At 42.9% G+C, this 18,275-nt stretch carries 16 protein-coding genes, 1 other RNA gene and 1 other annotated feature; of the genes, 2 read left to right on the forward strand and 15 right to left on the reverse strand.

Annotated features, from left to right (window positions below):
• Positions 1 to 8 precede the first annotated feature (8 nt).
• The 4 genes from MHI08_RS12250 to MHI08_RS12265 form a co-directional block, all read right to left on the reverse strand.
• The gene (locus MHI08_RS12250; protein WP_025092425.1) at positions 9 to 662 is read right to left on the reverse strand and encodes a tetratricopeptide repeat protein; all 654 of its coding nucleotides are present in this window, start codon (positions 660 to 662) and stop codon (positions 9 to 11) included.
• Between the two features lie 59 nt (positions 663 to 721).
• Positions 722 to 1,840: a tRNA 2-thiouridine(34) synthase MnmA gene (gene mnmA, locus MHI08_RS12255; RefSeq protein WP_024423123.1), complete on the reverse strand. Its 1,119-nt coding sequence runs from the start codon at positions 1,838 to 1,840 to the stop codon at positions 722 to 724.
• Positions 1,841 to 1,934: 94 nt separating this feature from the next.
• Entirely contained in the window at positions 1,935 to 3,077 is a 1,143-nt protein-coding gene (locus MHI08_RS12260) for a cysteine desulfurase family protein (RefSeq protein WP_024423124.1), read from the reverse strand.
• A gap of 18 nt (positions 3,078 to 3,095) precedes the next feature.
• Complete coding sequence (locus tag MHI08_RS12265; protein ID WP_024423125.1) at positions 3,096 to 3,515, reverse strand: Rrf2 family transcriptional regulator; 420 nt, start codon at positions 3,513 to 3,515, stop codon at positions 3,096 to 3,098.
• A gap of 208 nt (positions 3,516 to 3,723) precedes the next feature.
• Between MHI08_RS12265 and MHI08_RS12270 the strand changes: the two genes are divergently transcribed.
• The gene (locus MHI08_RS12270; RefSeq protein WP_056767979.1) at positions 3,724 to 4,989 is read left to right on the forward strand and encodes a replication-associated recombination protein A; all 1,266 of its coding nucleotides are present in this window, start codon (positions 3,724 to 3,726) and stop codon (positions 4,987 to 4,989) included.
• A 33-nt stretch (positions 4,990 to 5,022) separates the two neighbouring features.
• Here MHI08_RS12270 and MHI08_RS12275 read toward each other — a convergent pair whose 3' ends face one another.
• The 5 genes from MHI08_RS12275 to MHI08_RS12295 form a co-directional block, all read right to left on the reverse strand.
• Positions 5,023 to 5,787 (reverse strand): tRNA threonylcarbamoyladenosine dehydratase, encoded by a 765-nt coding sequence (locus MHI08_RS12275; RefSeq protein ID WP_024423127.1) that lies wholly within the window; start codon positions 5,785 to 5,787, stop codon positions 5,023 to 5,025.
• 92 nt (positions 5,788 to 5,879) lie between these two features.
• A non-coding RNA gene (gene ssrS, locus MHI08_RS12280) (6S RNA) lies at positions 5,880 to 6,060 on the reverse strand.
• A 77-nt stretch (positions 6,061 to 6,137) separates the two neighbouring features.
• Complete coding sequence (aspS, locus tag MHI08_RS12285) at positions 6,138 to 7,916, reverse strand: aspartate--tRNA ligase (protein ID WP_024423128.1); 1,779 nt, start codon at positions 7,914 to 7,916, stop codon at positions 6,138 to 6,140.
• Between the two features lie 18 nt (positions 7,917 to 7,934).
• Positions 7,935 to 9,209 carry a histidine--tRNA ligase gene (gene hisS, locus MHI08_RS12290; protein ID WP_024423129.1) on the reverse strand — a complete coding sequence of 425 codons (1,275 nt, stop codon included), beginning with the start codon at positions 9,207 to 9,209 and terminating at the stop codon, positions 7,935 to 7,937.
• Positions 9,210 to 9,282: 73 nt separating this feature from the next.
• Positions 9,283 to 9,521: a binding site (T-box leader), on the reverse strand.
• Between the two features lie 58 nt (positions 9,522 to 9,579).
• Positions 9,580 to 9,750 carry a YrzK family protein gene (locus MHI08_RS12295; RefSeq protein WP_003216250.1) on the reverse strand — a complete coding sequence of 57 codons (171 nt, stop codon included), beginning with the start codon at positions 9,748 to 9,750 and terminating at the stop codon, positions 9,580 to 9,582.
• Positions 9,751 to 9,887: 137 nt separating this feature from the next.
• Here MHI08_RS12295 and MHI08_RS12300 point away from each other — a divergent pair, with 137 nt between their 5' ends.
• Complete coding sequence (locus MHI08_RS12300; RefSeq protein ID WP_024423130.1) at positions 9,888 to 11,468, forward strand: SH3 domain-containing protein; 1,581 nt, start codon at positions 9,888 to 9,890, stop codon at positions 11,466 to 11,468.
• A 97-nt stretch (positions 11,469 to 11,565) separates the two neighbouring features.
• Here the strand turns inward: MHI08_RS12300 and dtd are convergent, their stop codons facing one another.
• The 6 genes from dtd to MHI08_RS12330 form a co-directional block, all read right to left on the reverse strand.
• The gene (dtd, locus tag MHI08_RS12305; protein WP_024427859.1) at positions 11,566 to 12,009 is read right to left on the reverse strand and encodes a D-aminoacyl-tRNA deacylase; all 444 of its coding nucleotides are present in this window, start codon (positions 12,007 to 12,009) and stop codon (positions 11,566 to 11,568) included.
• An 18-nt stretch (positions 12,010 to 12,027) separates the two neighbouring features.
• Positions 12,028 to 14,238, reverse strand: a complete 2,211-nt coding sequence (locus MHI08_RS12310) for a bifunctional (p)ppGpp synthetase/guanosine-3',5'-bis(diphosphate) 3'-pyrophosphohydrolase (protein WP_024427858.1) — start codon at positions 14,236 to 14,238, stop codon at positions 12,028 to 12,030.
• Positions 14,239 to 14,380: 142 nt separating this feature from the next.
• Positions 14,381 to 14,893, reverse strand: coding sequence for an adenine phosphoribosyltransferase (locus tag MHI08_RS12315; protein WP_024423133.1), 513 nt, complete (start codon positions 14,891 to 14,893; stop codon positions 14,381 to 14,383).
• 23 nt (positions 14,894 to 14,916) lie between these two features.
• Positions 14,917 to 17,241, reverse strand: coding sequence for a single-stranded-DNA-specific exonuclease RecJ (gene recJ / locus MHI08_RS12320; RefSeq protein ID WP_056767985.1), 2,325 nt, complete (start codon positions 17,239 to 17,241; stop codon positions 14,917 to 14,919).
• Between the two features lie 81 nt (positions 17,242 to 17,322).
• A complete protein-coding gene (locus MHI08_RS12325; protein ID WP_024423135.1) occupies positions 17,323 to 17,673 on the reverse strand; it encodes a lipopolysaccharide assembly protein LapA domain-containing protein in 351 nt (116 codons plus the stop codon).
• A gap of 101 nt (positions 17,674 to 17,774) precedes the next feature.
• Positions 17,775 to 18,263 carry a cation:proton antiporter regulatory subunit gene (locus MHI08_RS12330; protein WP_024423136.1) on the reverse strand — a complete coding sequence of 163 codons (489 nt, stop codon included), beginning with the start codon at positions 18,261 to 18,263 and terminating at the stop codon, positions 17,775 to 17,777.
• Positions 18,264 to 18,275 lie beyond the last annotated feature (12 nt).

Below are 18,275 nucleotides of genomic sequence, written 5' to 3' on the forward strand. Positions count from 1 at the left end.
CCTTCCATCTATTCTGCCTCTTGAATCAGCTTTTGTGCATGTAGTGCCAGCATATGGTCAGGCTGCACGTCAATGGCTTTACCCAGCATCTCAAGTGCTTCGTCTTTTTTCTCTAAGTACGCATACGCAACCCCTAAATTATAAAAAGCATCTGCATGCTGCGGATCACGCGTAATGACTTCAGTAAAAGTTGTCACCGCTTCTTCCAGCATGTGTTCATTGGCTAAACACATGCCAAATTGGAATCTTGCTTCATTATCCTCTTCGTTTAGTTCAACGGCACGCTGAAGATATGGCATCGCAAGCTTTGGCTGCTCTAATTTGATGAGCGTCTGCCCGAGCATATAAAACAAATCACTATTTTCCATGCCGGCTTTTAGTGCTTGTTCAAAATAGTCTTTCGCTTTCATAAAGTCTTCTTTTAATGTATATACATTTCCTGCTCCATAATAGGCTGCAGCTGCGGTATGATCAAGTTCAATTGCTTTTTGAAAAAAGTTTAAAGCACGTTCAAATTCATTGATACTTGAAAGTAAGTTCGCAAAGTTAATATATGGAACCGGATCCTTCGGGCTTTCTTCGATCGCTTTTGTAAAAGCTTCAGCTGCTTTTTCGATATTCCCTTGATTCAAGGCTTCTATGCCGATTTCGTTATGATTCATTCGCTCTCTCATCCTTTCATTAAAAAACCTCAACAGCGACGTTGAGGTTTTGAAACATGCTACACATACGACAGCTTTTGACCATCTTTGAAGACATCGTCAATTGTACCGCCGCCAAGACATTCGTCGCCATCATAAAAAACAACCGCTTGTCCCGGGGTAACAGCACGAACAGGTTCATCAAAGATAACCATCGCTTCTTGCTCACCTGTCATTTTGACCTTCACATGGTGATCTTCTTGACGGTATCTGAATTTTGCTGTGCAAGTTAATTCACCGTTTTCTCCGACAATATGAGGACGAGTCCAGCTGATATTAACGGCTGAAATGCTTTCAGAGTATAAAAGTGGATTGTGGAAGCCTTGTTCAACAAACAAGATGTTTTTCTCCAAGTCTTTTCCAACGACAAACCAAGGATCACCGCTGCCGCCAATGCCAAGTCCTTGGCGCTGACCGATCGTGTAATACATCAGTCCATCGTGCTCCCCTTTTACTTCTCCGTCCATTGTCTGCATCACACCAGGCTGTGCAGGCAAATATTGACTAAGGAACGTTTTAAAGTTTCTTTCTCCGATAAAGCAGATACCAGTTGAATCTTTTTTCGCTGCTGTTGCGAGCTCTGCTTCTTTAGCTAATTCACGAACCCTTTTTTTCTCTAAATCACCGATTGGGAACATGACTTTATCAAGTTGTTCCTGTGTCAGCTGATTTAAGAAATACGTTTGGTCTTTGTTTGCATCAAGACCTCGCAGCATTTTGACTTCATCGCCTGTTCTGTCAACACGGGCATAGTGTCCTGTTGCCAAGTAATCTGCACCAAGTGACAATGCATGCTCAAGGAAAGCCTTGAACTTAATTTCTTTGTTACACATGACATCTGGGTTTGGCGTTCTGCCTGCTTTATATTCATCAAGGAAATATTGAAACACTTTGTCCCAATATTGCTTCTCGAAATTCACTGCATAATAAGGGATTCCAATTTGGTTACATACGCGGATGACATCCTCATAGTCTTCCGTTGCTGTGCAAACGCCATTTTCATCAGTGTCATCCCAGTTTTTCATAAATATGCCGATGACATCATAGCCTTGCTCCTTTAGCATAAGAGCGGCAACTGATGAATCGACTCCTCCGGACATACCGACCACAACTCTTGTATCTTCTGGTCTTTTTGTCATCTTCATCAACTCCAATTTCAATGAAACAACATGCGCGTTTCGTTCTTCAGGTGCTTCGCTGTTTCATTTTTCACACACGAACAAAAAGAAGCATTTATTTGGCTAGGCGTTTGACAACAGCCGCTATCTTACGTGCCGCCTGCTTCACATGATCCTCTTCATTCCCAAGACCGAAGCTTATTCTGACTGAGGACGTCAGCTCTTTTGCTTCTTCGCCATACATGGCGCTTAACACGTGCGAAGGAAGGACAGATCCAGCCGTACATGCCGATCCGCTTGAAACAGCAATTCCTTCCATATCTAAATTCACAAGCAGCGATTCAATGGAGACGCCCGGGAAATGAACATTTAAAATGTGCGGCAATGTCTCTTTCGGATGTCCATTGATAGAGAAATTGAGAGATTCCTCTTCGAATACTTGCAGCATGGTTTCTTTGAGCTTACCATAATGCATCGCTTTTTCTCTTCTATTTTGCTTCGTTAATTGAACAGCTTCTGCAAGCCCAACAATTCCTGCCACATTTTCAGTGCCAGCACGGCGCTTTCTTTCTTGTTCGCCTCCGAATATTTGCGGAGAAAGTTTCACGCCTTCGTTTACATATAAAAAACCTGTTCCCATCGGACCATTCAGCTTATGGCCAGAAGCAGATAAAAGATCAATATGGAGATCTGCTGCATCAATGGGTACTGTGCCAAACGCCTGCACTGCGTCTGTATGAAAATGAGCAGTGTGATCACGCAGAAGTTCGCCAATGGCTTTGATTGGCTGAATCACACCTGTTTCATTATTGCCGTACATGACGGTCACAAGAACCGTATCATCTCTCAATGCTTGTTTTAATTGATCAAGATGAATCAATCCTGTTTCGTCCACATCTAAATATGTCACTTCAAATCCTAGTTTTTCTAGGCGTTCACATGTATGCAGCACCGCATGATGCTCTGTTTTCACTGTGATGATATGTTTTCCTTCATGCTGTCTTGCCATGGCAACACCTGTAATTGCCAGGTTGTCCGCCTCGGTTCCACCGCTTGTGAGGATGATCTCCTGCGGTTTACAGTGTAATTCTCCTGCAATGACTTCTCTTGCTTCATCGAGCCACTTTCTTGCCTCGCGCCCATATGAATGAATACTAGAGGGATTGCCAAATATCTCTGTAAAGTACGGCATCATCTTGTCCACAATACGCTGATCCATCGGCGTTGTGGCCGCATGATCTAAATAGATTCGTTCCATTTCCGGTACACCTCTGATCTAAATATAGAACATATACGAGTCTTGATCCCCGTCATCTGTGTAGCTTGCCAAGTCTTCAAGAGTTGTATTGTCTAGTACGTCTTTTACTGCATCACGAATACGAATCCATAGTTCACGCTTTGCTGGTTCTTCGTTTTCGATGACTTCAACAGGACTAATGGGTCCTTCTAATACACGAATAATATCACCTGCTGTGATCTCGTTTGGTTCATGTGCAAGAACATAGCCGCCATACGCTCCGCGGATACTTTTTACAAGACGGGCATTGCGGAGTGGTGATACAAGCTGCTCTAAATAATGCTCAGACAAATCATTGTTTTGAGCGATTGATTTTAATGATGTAGGGCCTTCGCCATGTTTTTTGGCTAATTCGATCATGATCGTCAGACCATATCTGCCTTTAGTTGATATTTTCAAGTTAAACACCTCTGCGTTTTCTATTCTATGTCATCAATTATTTTTCTGATTTCATATACGCTGATATATAGACCAAAAGCAATTATATCATACTTTCAGCCAACTTTCATTTACGGGTTCCGAGCATGATAGAAGGACGAATCCCTTTTCTATTTGAAGAAATTTCGGTACTCTATACAAACAAGACATTGCTATAGGAGAGATAATTATGAAACCTTTAGCGTACCGGATGCGCCCAAGTCATATTGAAGACATTATTGGGCAGGAGCATCTTGTTGGAGAAGGTCAAATTATTAGGCGAATGGTCGAGGCAAAACATTTATCCTCGATGATTTTATATGGACCGCCGGGCATCGGCAAAACATCGATTGCAACCGCGATTGCTGGCAGTACAAGCATTGCTTTTCGAACGCTGAATGCGGTCATTCATAACAAAAAGGATATGGAAGCTGTTGCCGCTGAAGCGAAAATGAGCGGCCAGGTGATCCTTATTTTAGACGAAGTCCACCGGCTTGATAAAGGAAAGCAGGATTTTCTTCTTCCTTATTTAGAAAATGGCATGATCATTTTAATTGGGGCAACAACGGCTAATCCCTATCATGCGATCAATCCTGCCATTCGAAGCCGGACACAAATATTCGAGCTGAAGCCGCTTGAAACAGAGCAAATCAAAGCTGCGTTAACAAGAGCCTTACAGGATGAACATCGCGGGCTTGGCGGCTATAAGGTGACAGTGGACGATGAAGCGATGAATCATTTTGCCAATGGATGCGGAGGAGATGTGCGGTCTGCTTTAAATGCGCTCGAGCTCGCTGTCTTATCGACAAAAGCTGATGAGACAGGGCATATCACAATTACTCTTGCCGCAGCAGAAGAATGCTTACAAAAAAAGAGCTTCTCACATGACAAGAATGGTGATGCTCATTATGATGTCCTCTCGGCTTTTCAAAAATCCATTAGAGGATCTGATACAGATGCGGCTCTGCATTACCTTGCCAGACTAATCGAAGCAGGAGACCTTGAAAGCATTACAAGGAGATTACTCGTGATGGCTTACGAGGACATTGGCTTAGCCAGTCCGCAGGCAGGCCCCCGCGTGTTAAGCGCAGTACAAACAGCAGAAAGAATCGGTTTCCCAGAAGCACGAATTCCGCTGGCGAACGCAGTGATTGAGCTGTGTCTTTCTCCTAAGTCTAATTCGGCATATAAGGCGATTGATGCGGCACTTGGTGACATTCGTACAGGGAAAATTGGAGAAGTTCCAGTTCATTTAAAGGATGCTCACTACAAAGGCGCCACAGCCCTTGGAAGAGGCGTCGATTACTTATACCCACATGATTACGAAAACGGCTGGGTGAAGCAGCAATATTTACCTGATCCGCTGAAAAACAAGCAATACTATGTACCGAAACAAACCGGAAAATTTGAAGGTGCATTGAAACAGGTCTATGAAAATTTAAAACGCCAGAAATAAAAAAAGCCCCCTGCATGTCAGCAGGCGGGCTGTTTATTTATCCTTCACACGTGTAATTGGAATATCTTTTAAAAGCTTCATAATGACATGACCACCCATGATCAGTCCGGCAACAGACGGAACGAACGCATTAGATGATGGCGGCATTTGCGCCTTGCGAATCTTCGCTTCATCATTTCCAACTTCTTTTCTGACATCTTCGCGAATGACAATTGGACTTTCATCAGAGAAAATGACTTCAATTCCTTTACGAATCCCTTCCTTACGCAAACGTGTTCTCACAACTTTTGCAATAGGATCGGTATGTGTTTTTGAAATATCATCAATTTTGAAGCGTGTCGGATCTGTTTTGTTCGCAGCTCCCATACTTGAAATGATGTTCACACCTCGTTTCAGACACTCTTTCATTAAATGAATTTTATAGTGAATGGTATCTGAGGCATCAATGACATAATCAAGCGGATACTCAAAAAATTGCTCGTATGTTTCCTCTGTATAAAACATCTTCAGTGCAACAACTTCACATTCTGGATTAATATCAGCGATTCTCGCCTGCATTAAGTCAACCTTTGGCTGGCCCACTGTTGATAGCAATGCTGGAAGCTGACGGTTTACATTTGTAATATCAATATCATCTTTATCAACAAGAACAATACGGCCAACGCCTGAACGCGCGAGTGCCTCTACTGCGAATGAACCAACACCGCCCACACCAAGCACTGCAACTGTACTGTTTTTTAGTATATTTAAGCCTTCCTTGCCAATGGCAAGCTCGTTTCTTGAAAACTGATGTAACAAGTGCCTCACTCCACCTTTATTTAAAATGAATCGAAAGAATCATATCATATTCAGACTTCTCCGTCATCCTTCTCTAAAAGAAAAAAACACAAAAAAGTCCCGATGACGCCGCCAGCATTTCCTTCGTTTTGAACCCCGCACCATGCAGGTGGGTGCTTTCTTCCTGACTTTATAAGTCCTCTAAAGAGGCATTTATGCAGAAAGGAAAGGCAAGCTCCCGTATAAAAAAATGTTCGGTCAAAACTAGGTAACCACCGTACGTATCAGGACTTTATTTATTGATTGATGAAAGCATATCATAGGCATATTTCTTTTTCAAGCGTTTACATACCTATAAACATGCGCCTATTTTACTGTTTTACTTTTGTTTTAATCGCTAAACTCAGCTCATCAAGCTGTGCCTCGCTTACATGGCCAGGGGCATCTGTAAGAACGCAGCTCGCACTTGCCGTTTTAGGGAATGCAATCGTATCTCTTAAGTTAGAGCGGCCTGCAAGCAGCATCACTAAACGGTCAAGCCCAAGCGCGATTCCGCCATGCGGAGGAACACCATGCTCAAACGCATCCAGCAGGAAGCCAAATTGTTCGTAAGCCTCTTCTTTTGAAAAACCAAGTAAGCCAAACATCTTTTCTTGAATGTCCTTTTCGAAAATACGAATAGAACCTCCGCCAAGCTCGTAGCCATTCAGCACAAGATCGTAAGCCTGGGCCTTCATGTCTTCTGGGCTTGTTTCAATTAATTCAAGATCATCGCGAACCGGCATTGTGAATGGATGATGGGCAGCATAGAAGCGGCCTTCTTCTTCATCCTTTTCAAGCAGCGGCCAATCGACAACCCATAAGAAATTGAATACAGACTCATCAATCAGTTCAAGCTCTTTACCAAGTTTTAAGCGAAGTGCACCAAGCGCATCATGGACAACAGACGTCTTGTCTGCAACAAAGAGTAAAAGGTCGCCTTCTTCAACTTGCAGCTGTTCTTTTAATTCAGCTTGCTTTGCTTCATCAAAGAATTTAGCGATTGGACCTTTTAATTCAGTCCCTTCTGCTTTTAGCCAAGCTAGACCTTTTGCACCGTAGTTCGCTGCAAAGGCACCAAGTGCATCAATGTCTTTTCTTGAGTAGTTCGCTGCAGCCCCTTTTACATTGATGGCTTTTACAGCTCCACCATTTTTCACAGCTCCGCTAAACACTTTGAAATCTGAGTCTTTTACTGTGTCTGAAATGTTCACGAGCTTCATCTCAAAACGTGTATCCGGCTTATCAGATCCATAGGAATTCATCGCTTCATCGTATGTCATACGAGGTAATGGCAATGTAAGGTCTACACCTTTGACATCTTTCATCACCTTCGCCATCATCTCTTCAGCAAGCGTCATGATGTCCTCTTGACTCATGAAGGACATTTCAATATCGACTTGTGTAAATTCCGGCTGACGGTCAGCACGCAAGTCTTCATCTCTAAAGCAGCGGGCAATTTGATAATAACGGTCCATCCCAGAAACCATCAGCAATTGTTTAAATAATTGCGGAGACTGCGGCAGTGCATAAAATTCTCCCTCGTGTACACGGCTTGGAACAAGATAGTCACGCGCACCTTCTGGCGTACTTTTCGTTAAAATTGGCGTTTCAATGTCTAGAAAGCCGTTGTCGTCTAAGAAATGGCGGAATGCTTTTGTGACTTCATGTCGCATTTTCATTGTTTCAAACATTGCAGGGCGGCGAAGATCCAGGTAACGATATTTTAAACGAACATCTTCTGATACCTCGTCTGCTTGATCTGAAATCACAAATGGAGGAGTCTTCGCTTCATTTAAAACGGTGACCGTTTCGACTTGAATTTCAATTTTGCCCGTTTTTAAATTTGGATTGATCGTTGCTTCTTCTCTTGCGACAACCGTTCCTTTAATATCAAGGACATATTCATTACGAATTGATTCTGCTGTCTCAAGCGCCTCTTTTGATAGGTCTGGATTGAAGACAACTTGTACAATCCCTGTACGGTCGCGCAAATCAATAAAGATTAATCCGCCTAGGTCACGCCTTTTTTGAACCCATCCTTTTAATACAACTGACTGACCAATTTGGTCTTCTGTTACTTCTCCACAATAAAAAGTTCTACCAAACACAAACATTCCACTCCTTCTTTACGCTTTCTGGTGGGCCTTCAACATTTGAATCAGCTCATCAAGCTTCACTTCAATTTGTTCACCCGTTGTTGTATCTTTCACATTCACAATTTGCTGCGCAAGCTCATCTTCACCAAGAACTGCAATAAATTTGGCTTTTAATCGATCAGCCGCTTTAAATTGTCCTTTTAATTTCTTCCCCGTATAGTCCATTTCACTTGAGATACCTTCTTTTCTCAGACGGTTTAATAATGAAACAGAATAATCCTTCGCTTCATCTCCAAGTGCAGCAATGTATAGATCAATACCATCTTGGAGAGGAAGCTCAATTCCTTCAGCATCGATCGCAGATAAGAAACGTTCAATACTCATCGCAAATCCGATCCCTGGTGATTCAGGACCGCCAATTCCTTCAACGAGTCCATCATAACGGCCGCCGCCAGCTAATGTTGTAATCGCACCAAAGCCTTCTGCATTACTCATGATCTCAAATGCTGTGTGATTGTAGTAATCAAGACCGCGCACTAAATTTGGATCGACGACATACTCAATGCCTATATCTGATAAGTATTGTTTGACCTTTTCAAAATACGTCCGTGATTCTTCATTTAAGTAATCTTGAATGGATGGAGCGGTTGTCATCAGTTCATGATCACGATCCTTTTTACAATCAAGAATACGCAGCGGATTTTGATGTAAACGCGTTTGACAGTCGTGACAGAATTCCTCAATTCTTGGCTCAAAGTGCTTGACCAGTGCTGTGCGGTAGTCTGCACGGCTCTCCTTGTCACCAAGGCTGTTAATGACGAGCTTTAAGTTAGAAAGACCTGCTTTCTCATACACACTCATCGCAAGCGAAATGACCTCTGCATCAATAGCAGGATCCTTGGAACCAATCGCTTCTATCCCAAATTGATAAAATTGACGATATCTTCCGGTTTGCGGACGTTCATAGCGGAACATTGGTCCGATGTAATAAAGCTTTGTTGGCTGAGCCGGCTGTGCGAACAATTTATTTTCAACATAAGAGCGTACAGTTGAAGCTGTTCCCTCTGGACGAAGTGTGATGCTGCGTCCTTTTTTGTCTTCAAATGTGTACATCTCTTTTTGAACGATATCAGTTGATTCGCCTACTCCCCGTGCAAACAGCTCAGTATGCTCAAAAATCGGTGTGCGGATTTCTTTGTATTGAAAGGCTGCACATGTATCTCTCGCAATTTGTTCAACATACTGCCAGCGTTCTGACTCTCCAGGTAAAATATCCTGTGTGCCTCTTGGAATATTAAAACTCATTTTTCGTCCTCCTACGACCATCATTCATTTTTTATGTGGACATATAAAAAACCCCCGCCTCTACTATGTGTATAGTAGGGACGAGAGTTATACCCGTGGTGCCACCCTAGTTGGAACATGAATAAGCATGTTCCCGCTCAAATCCTTAACGCAGATTCACGTTCTCCGCCTATTGACTCATTTTCAGAGCGTTCAGCAGGAAACCTACAGAGTGTTCTTTCGTGATAAATGCCATGCGGATTCGCTTTCAGCCTCAGGCGAGTCCTCTCTGCTCACGCAATTTACCCTACTATTCTCTATCATCAGTTCCACATTTTAAATTTTCAAGTGTGTTGATTTATATTATAATAAGGTCGGTGCTGCCACTCTGTCAACCCTTGCCGTGCCTCTTTTTCTTTTCCAGCTCTTCTTTTGACGTACATCCGTATTCAGATGCGGTCTCTTCAAGGAAGCCTGGCTGATCCATTTCGTCGTGCTGCCAGCGGTCGATATCACGATGTCCATTATATTGCACTCGTCCTAATTTTCTGCTTAATCTCATGTTTGTACATCCTTTTATCACATTTTTATTTAGTATAAACAGATTGATTCATTTTTATTAGGAAAACTGCAAGGAATTCATCCACTACATAACGAATTAACATTCATCGGTTTTACAAGGGAGGGGAAAACACCGTTTTGAATCTGAAAAAACACAATCAAATGATGATGCTGCTTACTTGTTTTGTTCTCATCGCGAGTTCTTTGCCTATGACACATGCTACAGCACAAACAGATCAAGCTGTTGTCGCAACAGATGAAATCAATGTGAGAACGGGCCCTGGTTTAAGCTATGGAATTGCAGCTGTTGTGAAACGCGGCGAAAGTTATCCTATTCTCACTGAACAAGGAGAATGGGTGCAGATCCAATTATCAAACGGACAAAAAGGCTGGGTCGTCTCATGGCTGATTACCACATCATCCGGCGCTCAAAAATCCGCGAAGCCAAAGGCGCAAGGTCAAAGCACGGCTGGAGGCAGTACAATTACATCGACAGCTTCCGATCTTCGCATCCGGACAGGCCCTGGGACTTCCTATCAAGTGATTGGTACTTTCCCGCAAGGCGCTACCGCTAAAAAGCTCGAGACAAGCGGCGAATGGACGAAAATTTCGTATAAACAAGCAGAAGGCTGGGTTCACTCTGATTATGTTTCAGGGGGGCAGAAAACTTCTCAATCAAGTTCCGGCGAGTCCTCTCGCTCTAACGAGACAGGCACAGTTGGCGTATCGAGCTTGAATGTACGACAATCGGCCGCACCAAATGCACAAGTCATCGCTTCACTTGCCCGCAACACACAGATCACCATTTTGCGAGAGCAGAACGGCTGGTATGAAATTGAGGGGAAAGGCGTAAAAGGCTGGGTTGCAAGCTATTACATTGTCACAGGCAAAGGAGCAGGCTCTGCACCTGAAAAGAGTTCATCCTCTTCGGCTTCTGAGCAAAAAGCATACATTGTCTATGACGGCACCAACATTCGAAAAAGCGCTTCTACCTCTGCTGGGATTGCAGAAAGAGCAACAAAAGGAGCTGCCTATCAAATTGTTCGGACGCAAGGTGACTGGTACGAGGTGACACTATCAAACGGCGGAACTGGCTACGTGGCGAGCTGGGTCGTTCAAACGAAGAAAAATAGCAGCGAAGCGCCAAGACCTCAGCAGGATTCATCGTCTGGAACTGGTTCTTTAAAAGGAAAAACGATTGTTCTTGATCCTGGTCATGGCGGAAAAGACAGCGGCACGATTGGCGCAGACGGTGCATTTGAAAAGAACATCACCATCAAAACCGCTAATTTACTGGCAGGCAAATTAAGGGCTTCTGGTGCAAATGTATATCTAACAAGAAGTGATGATACCTTTATCAGCCTGCAATCAAGGGTGGCAACCTCTCATTATCGAAATGCAGATGCATTTATTAGTCTTCATTATGATAGTTTTATGGACCAAAGTGTTAGAGGAAGTACTGCGTATTATTATCATGCAGCAAAAGATCAGCAGTTAGCGTCAAGCGTTCATTCCGAAGTCGCAAAACGCTCTCAAATCCCTGATAAGGGTGTCAAATTCGGAGATTACTTTGTTTTAAGAGAAAACAAACGCCCTTCCCTTTTATATGAACTCGGGTACTTAAGCAATCCACAGGAGGAAGCGATCATTTATAGCGCCTCTTACCAAGAACGAGTCACAGAAGGAATGACTGAAGGATTAAAACAATATTTCCGTTAAAAAGAAAGAGGCCACTGCGCCTCTTTTTTGTTTGACCGCAAAAGAAAAAGACTCTAAACAAACTCCCGCATGAGTTCATCTACAGTCTAAAGAGAATCTATTCTTTGCTGTCCATCAAGATCGTGACCGGTCCTGAATTGGTCAATGACACGTCCATCATCGCACCAAAACGGCCAGTTTCGACATGGATGCCTTTTTCTCTAAGGGTTTTATTGAAACATTCGTAAAGCGAATTGGCTGCATCCGGCTTGGCGGCTTTCATAAAATTCGGCCGTCTGCCCTTTCTCGTATCACCATAAAGGGTAAATTGAGATACAGACAGAACGCTTCCTTTTATGTCCAATAATGAACGATTCATTTTCCCGTTTTCATCTTCAAAAATACGTAAATGTGCAAGCTTTTCAGCTAAGTAGAGCACATCTTCTTCTGTATCTTCGTGTGTGACACCAACAAGCACCATATAACCTTCGTTGATGGCACCTGTGATCTCTTCTTCTACCTTAACAGATGCATTTGTCACACGCTGCACAACAAGCCTCATAGACGATATACTTCCTTTCTAATTCATGAATCGGCGAACAGAGTAAATGTCTTTGATTTGCTTAATGCGTTCGACCACTTTGTGCAAATGGTTAATATTTTGGATAAAGATCGCCATATGGATCGTCGCCACTTTGTTACGATCAGACTTCCCAGAAACAGAGGAGATGTTCGTTTTGGTTTCGTTGACTGCTTGAAGCACCTCATTGAGTAAGCCGCGTCTATCATATCCTAATATTTCAATTTCCACATTGTATTCTTTACGGTTTTGAGCAGGCTGCTCATGCTCCCACTCGACCGGAATTAACCGCTCCTGTGCTTCTCCTGTCTTTACGTTCGGACAGTCCTCGCGGTGAACAGATACACCTCGGCCCTTCGTAATAAAACCGACAATGCTATCACCAGGAACAGGATTACAGCACTTAGATAAGCGGACAAGCAGGTTATCAATCCCTTTGACCCTTACGCCAGCTTCCCGTTTTTTCCCGTGATACGTCTTTGGTTCCACCGTCACTTCTTGAACGGTTTTCTCTTGCTCTTCTTGGTCTCTTTGTTTTCTTTCTTTTTCCGTTAAACGATTGGCGACCTGCAGTGCAGTAATGCCGTTATATCCAACAGCTGCATACATGTCCTCTTCGTTTGAAAAATTAAATTTGTCAGCCACTTTTTGCAGGTTTTCAGCTGTCAGAATGTCTTTGACGTCAAACTCAAGGTTTTTAATTTCTTTTTCCACGAGCTCTCGGCCTTTTTCGACATTTTCTTCACGGCGCTGTTTTTTGAAAAACTGTCTGATCTTGTGCTTCGCTTGGGAGGTTTGGGCAAGTTTGACCCAATCCTGACTTGGCCCGTAGCTGTGCTTTGATGTCAGAATTTCAATAATGTCACCTGTTTTTAGTTTGTGATCGAGTGTGACCATTTTGCCATTGACCTTGGCACCGATCGTTTTATTCCCAATTTCCGAGTGAATCCGGTAAGAGAAATCAATCGGAACTGAGCCCGACGGCAGTTCAATGACGTCTCCTTTTGGTGTAAACACAAACACCATATCAGAGAAAAGATCAATCTTTAACGACTCCATAAATTCTTCTGCATCTGTGGACTCATTTTGGAACTCAAGAATTTCTCTAAACCAAGAGAGCTTCTTCTGGAAGACCGCTTCTTCCGTTGATTCTGCTGACTCTTTTCCTTCTTTGTATGCCCAGTGTGCCGCAATCCCGTATTCTGCAATTTCATGCATTTCCACTGTACGGATCTGAACTTCAAGCGGATCGCCTTTTGGCCCAATCACCGTTGTATGAAGAGACTGGTACATGTTCGGCTTTGGCATCGCAATATAATCCTTAAACCTGCCTGGCATCGGCTTCCAGCACGTATGGATAATCCCGAGCACAGCATAACAGTCTTTAATGCTGTCAACCAAAATACGAACGGCAAGCAGATCATAAATTTCATTAAACTGCTTATTTTGCAAGACCATTTTGCGATAAATACTATAAATATGTTTTGGTCTGCCGGAAAATTCAGCCTTGATGTTCACCTCAGACACGCGATCTTTCACTTCATTGACGACCTCGTCCAAGTATTCCTCACGTTCCGCTCGTTTGCGCTTCATCAGATTCACAATCCGGTAATATTGCTGCGGATTTAAATAGCGGAGTGCTGTATCTTCAAGCTCCCACTTAATCTTTGAAATCCCTAATCTGTGTGCAAGCGGTGCAAAGATTTCAAGTGTTTCATTTGAAATTCTCCGCTGCTTTTCCTGCGGAAGATGTTTGAGCGTTCTCATATTATGAAGGCGGTCTGCCAGCTTAATCAAGATCACGCGGATATCCTGCGCCATTGCAACAAACATTTTTCGATGGTTTTCGGCCTGCTGTTCTTCTTGTGATTTATATTTAATCTTCCCGAGCTTTGTGACACCATCAACAAGCATTGCTACTTCTTCGTTAAAATGCTCTTTTAAATCCTGTAATGTCACATCTGTATCCTCAACTACATCGTGCAGGAAACCGCCTGCAATGGTTGATGGGTCCATTTCAAGGTCAACAAGAATACCCGCCACTTGAATTGGATGGATAATATAGGGCTCACCAGATTTCCGGTATTGCTCCTTGTGTGCATTTTCAGCATATTCATATGCTCGCTCTATAAATTGAATATGTTCAGCGGACAGGTATTCTCTTGCCTTGTCAATGACCTGCTGCGCCGTTAAAACTTGTTCGTTCGCCATGGAATCACCTTTTTAAATGAAAACTGTATTGTAGTTTATTATCAAGAAAAATTCGATAGATGTAAAGAGAAGAAGTCCGCTAAAAGATTTTTGATAGGAAAAAAGCACCCTTCTTACTGAGTGCTTTTTACGAAAAACTCCATTAGTATTGCATTAACGTCATGATGTCGTAGCCGTCAAGCTTCTTTCTGCCGTCCAGATACGTCAGCTCAATCAAAAATGCAATCCCTGCCACAACGCCGCCTAATTCCTCTACAAGCTTGATGGACGCTTCAATTGTTCCACCAGTTGCCAGTAAGTCATCTGTAATCAGGACACGCTGACCAGGACGAATCGCATCTTTATGAATCGTTAATACATCTTTACCATATTCCAAGCCGTAATCGACTTTAATGACTTCACGAGGAAGCTTTCCTTCTTTACGAACCGGTGCAAAACCTACACCAAGTGCGTATGCTACAGGGCAGCCAATAATGAATCCACGCGCTTCAGGTCCAACAATGAGATCAATGTCTCTTTCCTTCGCGTATTCAACGATTTGATCCGTTGCATAACGGTACACTTCGCCTTTATCCATTAACGTTGTAATATCTTTAAATTGTACACCTTCCTTTGGGTAGTCAGGTACAACTGTCACATATTGTTTTAAATCCATCTTTTCCTTTTCCTCCTCGTACGTCAAAGCACAGGTGAGACTTCGCTCATCATGCTATTCAGCCATTCCTTCAGCTCTTTAGCTGAGGAATATGTTAGTGTTTGATCGAGTTCCATCAATCGTTGTTTTGCTGTATAGGACGCTGACGCCGTTAAATCTTTTTTAGGGGCATCAAGTACTATTGACAGCACACCATTCTCTATTTTAACAAAACCGAGTTCAAAAAACACCTTTGTCATAAAAATGATTGTATCTTTTGTCCAGCCTCTATGTTTGGCAAGCTCCATTCCTTGTTCTTTGATAGGAAAACTTCCCCGTTTAAACAAGAACCCATAAAACCATTTGAATTGGTCACGGCTTGGGAAAGAAGACATAAAATGATCTTCTTTTCTTTGAAAAACCGTATAAATTCTCGCAGGCTTTTGATTTTCTAAAAGCTGCTTCAGCAATTGCTCATCTGCGGGAACATCCGCAAAGACCACATACTTTCCTTGTACATTAAACGATGATACATTTTCTGCATGAACATGATGAATGGGGAGATCGACGTCCTGTTTTGTTGCTTCATCAAAACAGACAACCAATGATTTTTCTGAATCAAGTGTCGAAACTTTCTTCTCCCAATCCTTTTTCCCGCGCAGATCAAACAGCTGCCATTCATCAACTCGTGCATCTTTTAACATCAGCTGGGGCTTCTTCCGGTTATTCCATTCATTGACAGACATTTCTCCAATCACAGAAATGCGGCTTCCTGGAACAATTTCCTCTTTTAATTTCCCTTGGTGAAAACCAACACAGTCAAGCAGTGTGTCTTCGTCTTTCAGAGACATTTTAATATGGTTGTGATTTGCCCCAATCGTTCGGATATCTTCAAGCTTCGCATCTTCAATCATAATGAACGGTTTTGGGTTTGACATACCAAATGGTGACAGCATCCCCGCTTCTTCAATCGCTTGAACCGTCAATTCGTCTACCTTGCACACGGCATCGACCCGCTGAATTGGAATAAAATCTTCTTCCGTCAATGTTTCATTTGCATATTGATTTAATCTTTCCCTTAGTAAAGATACATCATCCGCTCGAAGTGTCATCCCTGCTGCCATCGGATGCCCGCCGAAATGCGGCAGGATGTCGCGGCATTTGCTTAGATGGAAAAATAGATCGAAGCCAGGAATACTCCGGGCTGATCCTTTTGCCATTTGCGTCTCTTCATCTATTCCAAGCACAATCGCCGGACGAGAAAAAGTATCCGTCAATTTAGAGGCAACAATTCCGACAACGCCCGGATTCCAGCCAGCTTTCGCTACAACAATCGCAGACTGGTCATCACCTGCCTCTTCCACCATTTGAATGGCTTCTTCTGTGATCGTACTGACAATCTTTTGTCGTTCTTTATTCAGTTCCTGTACAAAACGAGCGAGCTCTTCCGCTTCATCCTTATTCTCAGTCATCAGAAGATGAACGGCTGGATCTGCCTGTTCAATTCGCCCAACAGCATTCAGCCTTGGCGCAATTTGAAAGCCGACCGTTTCCTCATTGGCTTCTTCTAGAGTGGCTCCCGCTTCTTTCAATAACGCTTTCAGCCCCGGTCTATTCGACTGCCGAAGCTGCAGAAGTCCTTTTTTGGCGAGCCATCTATTCTCATCATGAAGCGGTACAAGATCCGCGATTGTCCCGATTGCTGCAAGATCTAACAGCTGAACTGGCAGCTCTCCAAGAAGTGCATGCGCCACTTTAAACGCGACACCTACACCAGCAAGTTCTTTAAAGGGATACTCACAGCCAGGCTGCTTAGGATGGACAATGGCCAGTGCCTCAGGCAGCTCCTCACTTGGTTCATGGTGATCTGTAATGATCAGGTCTAACCCTATTTCTTTTGCAATACGTGCTTCATTTACAGCAGCAATGCCTGTATCGACCGTGATGACAAGCGATGCTCCTTGCTCCTTGATATATCGAAAAGCCTGTTCATTAGGTCCATAGCCTTCTTTAAATCGATCTGGAATATAAAAGTCTACTATCGCAGACCGCTCTTTTAATGTATGTAAAAGTACAGACGTACTTGTCACACCATCTGCATCATAGTCTCCGAAGATCACAATCGATTCCTGCTCTTCGATCGCTTTGTTGATGCGCTCTACTGCTTCTTTCATTCCTTTTAATAGGAATGGATCATGAAATTCGGCTTTTTGATCAAATAAAAAAGACCTCGCCTCTTCTACTTCTTCAAGTCCTCTTTTTACGAGAAGCGATGCAGTCAGCGCTGAAATATTCAGATTTTCAGAGAGTGATTTCACTTTTTCTTCGCTTGGATGTTCATATTCCCAGCGCATTTTGGATAATAACATAAATTCACCCCTCAACCACACTATTATACTAGAGTGGCCTGAGGGGTTTCAATTTTTATTTTATGAAATTGTGCTGGAAGATTATTTTTCCTTCCGGTCAAATGATGCTGGCTGTTCTTTTAAAGGCGTGACATGAGATTTTTTTTGAAGGTCTTTGTCTGCCTTTTTCGTCGAAGCAGCAGGTGCAGCGGCTGCACGCTCAGCTTTTAATGCCTTTAGTTCACGTTTCAGTTTCACAATTTGGAAGATTCCTGCAAATGCCACAATCAGTCCGCCCATTAAAACAGAACCGATAATGACAAGGATCAGCGGCCATTCAGCCGTTCCAAATAAGTAGTGTACCTCGACAGGCCGTACATTAATCACGGCAAATACTGAGACAATTAATACGAAAATAAATGCGAGTATGATGGTCCATTGTTGTTTGTTCATCTACAAATCCCCCAAGCTTTTTCTTTTATTCTTCCCTTTTCACTGCCTTTTTTAAACACCGAAAGAAAGCAGTGGAAGAAAACCTATCAGCATGGGCATGATCAGCTGCTGAGTTTTTCTTTAATCAGATTCTTTAATTCTTTTCTTTCTCCAGAAATGACAAGGGTATCCCCTTCTTCGATAATGGTATCTGGTCCTGGATTTAAAATCTTCTCATGTGATTTTCTCACAATGGCGATGACTGTTACTTGATAGTTTTGGCGAACATTGAGGTCACCGATGCTTTTCTGAACAGCTGGTGCATTCTTTTCAATTTTAAACCATTCAATCACTAGTTCATCAATGGCTACCTCCACGGTTTCAAGCGCTTTCGGCTTATAGACCATGCCGCCTAAAATAGCCGCGATTTGTCTTGCTTCTTCATCGTTTAGCAGGATGCCAGAAATCGTTTCTTCGTGGTCGTCCTCCTGAAAATGATACATTTCTCTTCTGCCGTCATCATGTGTAATGATGGCAAGCTTCTCATTATTTCTTGTGATCATTTCGGCTTTATGACCGATACCTGGCAGTTCAGTTTCCCGAACCTTCATAACAGCCCCTCC

The sequence above is a fragment of the Bacillus sp. FSL M7-0791 genome, assembly GCF_038627085.1.
GTDB lineage: Bacteria > Bacillota > Bacilli > Bacillales > Bacillaceae > Bacillus > Bacillus safensis.